Genomic DNA, 4292 nt, shown 5'->3' with positions numbered 1-4292 from the left:
CCCCCGGGAGGGGCGGCCGCCTTCATATGTCCCGCGGTACCGGCGCTGCTTACTGGGCGCCGGGTCGCACCAGACCGCTCTCGTACGCGTACACGGCGGCCTGCACCCGGTCCCGCAGGCCCAGCTTCGTGAGCACATGGCCCACATGCGTCTTGACGGTCGTCTCGCTCACGAACAGGTCCGCCGCGATCTCCGCGTTCGACAGGCCGCGCGCCACCAGCTTGAGGACCTCGACCTCCCGCTCGGTGAGCGTGTGCAGGGTGTCGGGCACCGGCTCGTCGCCCGACGGGAGATGACCCGCGTACTTGTCGAGGAGCCTGCGCGTGATGCTCGGTGCGAGCATCGCCTCGCCCGAGGCGACCACACGGATCGCCTGCACGAGCTCGTTCGCCGGGGCGTCCTTGAGCAGGAAGCCGCTGGCACCCGCGCGCAGCGCCTCCACCACGTACTCGTCGAGGTCGAAGGTGGTCAGGACCAGGACCTTCGCCGGTCCGTCCCGCCCAGGACCGGTGATCTGCCGGGTCGCCTCGACGCCGTCCATCCTCGGCATACGGATGTCCATCAGGACCACATCCGGCTGCAGCGCCCGCACCTGGTCGAGAGCCTGCAGGCCGTCCCCGGCCTCGCCGACGACCGCGACATCCTGCTCGGCCTCCAGAATCATCCGGAACCCTGTGCGCAGCAGTGGCTGGTCGTCGACCAGTAGGACACGGATCGCCACGTAACTCTCCTTCGCTAGCCCGGGGCCATTCTGCCCTGCGCGTCCTCTGTGGACTCGGGCACCCTCGCAGCAAGGGGGTACGGCGGGGGAGTCCCACCGAATTCGGGACATACCGCCTGGTGGTCGCACCAGCCGCAGAGTTTCGTCGGCCGGGGCCGCCAGTCGCCGCTCTCGGTGGCGAGCGTGATCGCCTCCCACAGCGCGTGCAGCTTCCGCTCGACCTGTTCGAGATCCTCGGTCCTGGGGTCGTACGTGATGACGTCCCCGCTGCCCAGATAGACGAGCTGGAGGCGGCGCGGGACCACGCCCTTCAGGCGCCACACCACCAGGGCGTAGAACTTCATCTGGAAGAGCGCGCCCTCGGAATACTCGGGGCGGGGCGCCTTGCCCGTCTTGTAGTCGACGATCCGCACCTCGCCGGTGGGCGCCACGTCCACGCGGTCGATGATGCCGCGCAGCTTCAGGCCCGAGTCCAGCTCCGCCTGCACGAACAGTTCGCGCTCGGCGGGCTCCAGGCGGGTGGGGTCCTCCAGGGTGAACCACCGGTCGACGAGCTTCTCCGCGTCCGCGAGCCAGCGCGCGAGCCGCTCACCCTGCTCGTCGTCGGCGAACAGCTCCGTCAGCTCCGGCTTGGCCTCGCGCAGACGGTCCCACTGGCCCGGGATCAGGGCCTTGGCGCGCGGCGCGGTCCGCTCGTCCGCGGGCGCGTCGAAGAGCCGCTCCAGGACGGCGTGCACCAGCGTGCCGCGGGTCGCCGCCTCGCTCGGCTTCTCCGGCAGCTTGTCGATCACCCGGAACCGGTAGAGCAGCGGGCACTGCATGAAGTCACTGGCGCGCGAGGGCGACAGGGACGCCGGGCGCACGGCCTTCACGGCACCCTCGGTGCTGGTTTCCATGAGGACAGACCCTACGACCCGCCACTGACAACGGCCGCATACCATCGACGACAGACCCTCTCGCCCTGCATGATCGTGCGTGTACCGCGCCGGACAGGGGCGAGGGACGCTTCGAACAAGGGGACATCGTGGACGAGAGCGCCGGGAGCGGCAGGCCGCAGCCCGACGGGACGGACGGTCGGCGGCCGGATGCCCCAGAAGGCTCCGGCCACCCGGAATCGCCACGTCCGGTGGACACGGCCGACTCCGCGAGGCCCGCGCAGGACGGCTCCGGGAGCGGACAGGGCGCTGAGGGCGCCCGGCCCCGGACCCCCGAGGAAGCACCCCGGCAGGAGCCCGAGGAGACGGCGCCTCCCACTGAGGAGCCCGCGCAGCCCGGCGACCGCCTCACGAAGACCCCGCACGACACGCCCGGGAAGACTCCGCACGACACGCATCCCGAGTTCGCGCACGCCACCCACGGCCCCGCTCCGAAGACGACCCCGCCCAAGGGAAAGAAGGGACCCGGGGGAGGGCTGCTCATGGGGCGGCCGTTCGGCGTGCCCGTGTACGTGGCGCCGAGCTGGTTCCTCGTCGCCGCCCTCATCACCTGGGTCTTCGGCGGCCAGCTCGACCGCGTCCTGCCCGAACTCGGCGCGGCCCGCTATCTCGTCTCCCTCTTCTTCGCCGTCGCCTTCTACGCCTCCGTGCTCGTCCACGAACTGGCCCACACGGTGGTCGCCCTGCGCTACAAGCTGCCGGTGCGCCGCATCCAGCTGCAGTTCTTCGGCGGCGTATCGGAGATCGAGAAGGAGTCGGAGACGCCGGGACGCGAGTTCGTCCTCGCCTTCGTGGGCCCGCTGCTCTCCCTCGTCCTCGCGGGCGTCTTCTACGCGGGCATGCGGGCCGTCGAGCCCGGCACCGTGCCCGGCGTCCTGCTCGCGGGACTGATGATCTCGAACCTCATCGTCGCCGCCTTCAACCTCCTGCCGGGCCTGCCCCTGGACGGCGGCCGCATGCTGCGCGCCGTCGTCTGGAAGATCACCGGCAAGCCCATGAGCGGCACGATCGCCGCCGCCTGGGTCGGCCGCGCGCTCGCCGTCTCCGTCCTGATCGGCCTGCCCCTCCTCAACCAGTCCGGCGCGCTCGGCGGTGAGGCCCAGGACATCGGCGGCATGGACACCGTCATGGACGCCCTGCTCGCCGCGATCCTCGCCGCGATCATCTGGACCGGCGCGGGAAACAGCCTCCGCATGGCCCGCCTGCGCCAGCATCTGCCCGAGCTCCGCGCCCGCGCACTGACCCGCCGCGCCGTCCCCGTCGAGACCAGCACCCCGCTCTCCGAAGCGCTGCGCCGCGCCAACGACGCCGGGGCCCGGGCCCTCGTCGTGGTCGACGCCGACGGCGACCCCATGTCGGTGGTCCGCGAGGCGGCCATCGTCGGCGTGCCCGAGCACCGCCGCCCCTGGGTCACCGTCAGCGGCCTCGCCCAGGACATCACCGAGGGCATGCGGATCTCCGCCGAACTCGCAGGCGAGGAGCTCCTCGACACCCTCCGGGCGACGCCCGCCACGGAGTACCTCGTGGTCGAGGCCTCCGGCGAGATCTACGGAGTGCTCTCCGCCACCGACGTGGAGCGCGCCTTCGTCAAGGCGATGGCCCGCCCCAGCTGACGCCGCCACCCTGGTCTCCGGCCTTCGAACGGGCCGGTAGGCTGGTCACATGTCCGAACCGACCGGTGCCGCCCGCCGACGCGGGCCCTTCAAGGTCGGGGACCAGGTTCAGCTCACCGACCCCAAGGGCCGCCACTACACGTTCACGCTCGAGGCCGGGAAGAACTTCCACACCCACAAGGGTTCCTTCCCCCACGACGAGCTGATCGGTGCTCCCGAGGGCAGCGTTGTCCGCACCACGGGAAACGTCGCCTATCTCGCGCTGCGCCCCCTGCTCCCCGACTATGTCCTGTCCATGCCCCGCGGCGCCGCCGTGGTCTACCCCAAGGACGCGGGGCAGATCCTGGCCTTCGCCGACATCTTCCCCGGCGCCCGCGTCGTCGAGGCGGGTGTGGGCTCAGGATCGCTGAGCAGCTTCCTCCTGCGCGCCATCGGCGACCAGGGAATGCTGCACTCGTACGAGCGCCGCGAGGACTTCGCCGAGATCGCCCAGCAGAACGTGGAGCGCTACTTCGGCGCCCCGCACCCCGCCTGGCAGCTCACCGTCGGAGACCTCCAGGACAACCTGAGCGACACCGATGTCGACCGCGTCATCCTCGACATGCTCGCTCCCTGGGAGTGCCTGGACGTCGTCTCCAAGGCGCTCGTCCCGGGCGGCATCCTCTGCTGCTACGTGGCGACCACCACCCAGCTCGCAAGGACCGTCGAGTCCATCCGCGAGATCGGCGGCTTCAACGAGCCGACCGCCTGGGAATCGATGATCCGCAACTGGCACGTCGAGGGCCTCGCCGTCCGCCCCGACCACCGCATGATCGGGCACACCGGCTTCCTGCTCACCGCCCGCCGCCTCGCGGACGGCGTCGAGCCGCCCATGCGCCGCCGCCGCCCCTCCAAGGGCGCCTACGGCGACGACTACACCGGCCCGAACGCCGACGGCGGCACACCCCGCGCGGAGCGCTGAAAGCCCCGCGGGTGCCGATATCCGCGTACGACCGTTGAACGCACTGGCGCCGCCGCCGAGTT

At 71.3% G+C, this 4292-nt stretch carries 4 protein-coding genes; 2 read left to right on the top strand and 2 right to left on the bottom strand.

The features are described from left to right. Positions 1-49: 49 nt before the first annotated feature. A complete protein-coding gene (locus ACFQ7F_RS45440) occupies positions 50-721 on the bottom strand; it encodes a response regulator transcription factor (RefSeq protein WP_135332738.1) in 672 nt (223 codons plus the stop codon). Positions 722-735: 14 nt separating this feature from the next. Then, on the bottom strand, positions 736-1617 hold the full coding sequence (locus tag ACFQ7F_RS45435; RefSeq protein ID WP_383285539.1) for a RecB family exonuclease: 882 nt from the start codon (positions 1615-1617) through the stop codon (positions 736-738). Between the two features lie 128 nt (positions 1618-1745). Between ACFQ7F_RS45435 and ACFQ7F_RS45430 the strand changes: the two genes are divergently transcribed. Next, a complete protein-coding gene (locus tag ACFQ7F_RS45430) occupies positions 1746-3269 on the top strand; it encodes a site-2 protease family protein (RefSeq protein ID WP_383285536.1) in 1524 nt (507 codons plus the stop codon). A gap of 49 nt (positions 3270-3318) precedes the next feature. Beyond that, positions 3319-4230 carry a tRNA (adenine-N1)-methyltransferase gene (locus ACFQ7F_RS45425; protein ID WP_383285533.1) on the top strand — a complete coding sequence of 304 codons (912 nt, stop codon included), beginning with the start codon at positions 3319-3321 and terminating at the stop codon, positions 4228-4230. Positions 4231-4292: the final 62 nt, after the last annotated feature.

This window comes from Streptomyces sp. NPDC056486 (genome assembly GCF_042795295.1).
Lineage (GTDB): Bacteria > Actinomycetota > Actinomycetes > Streptomycetales > Streptomycetaceae > Streptomyces.
This window is presented reverse-complemented; position numbering and strand designations above follow the sequence as displayed.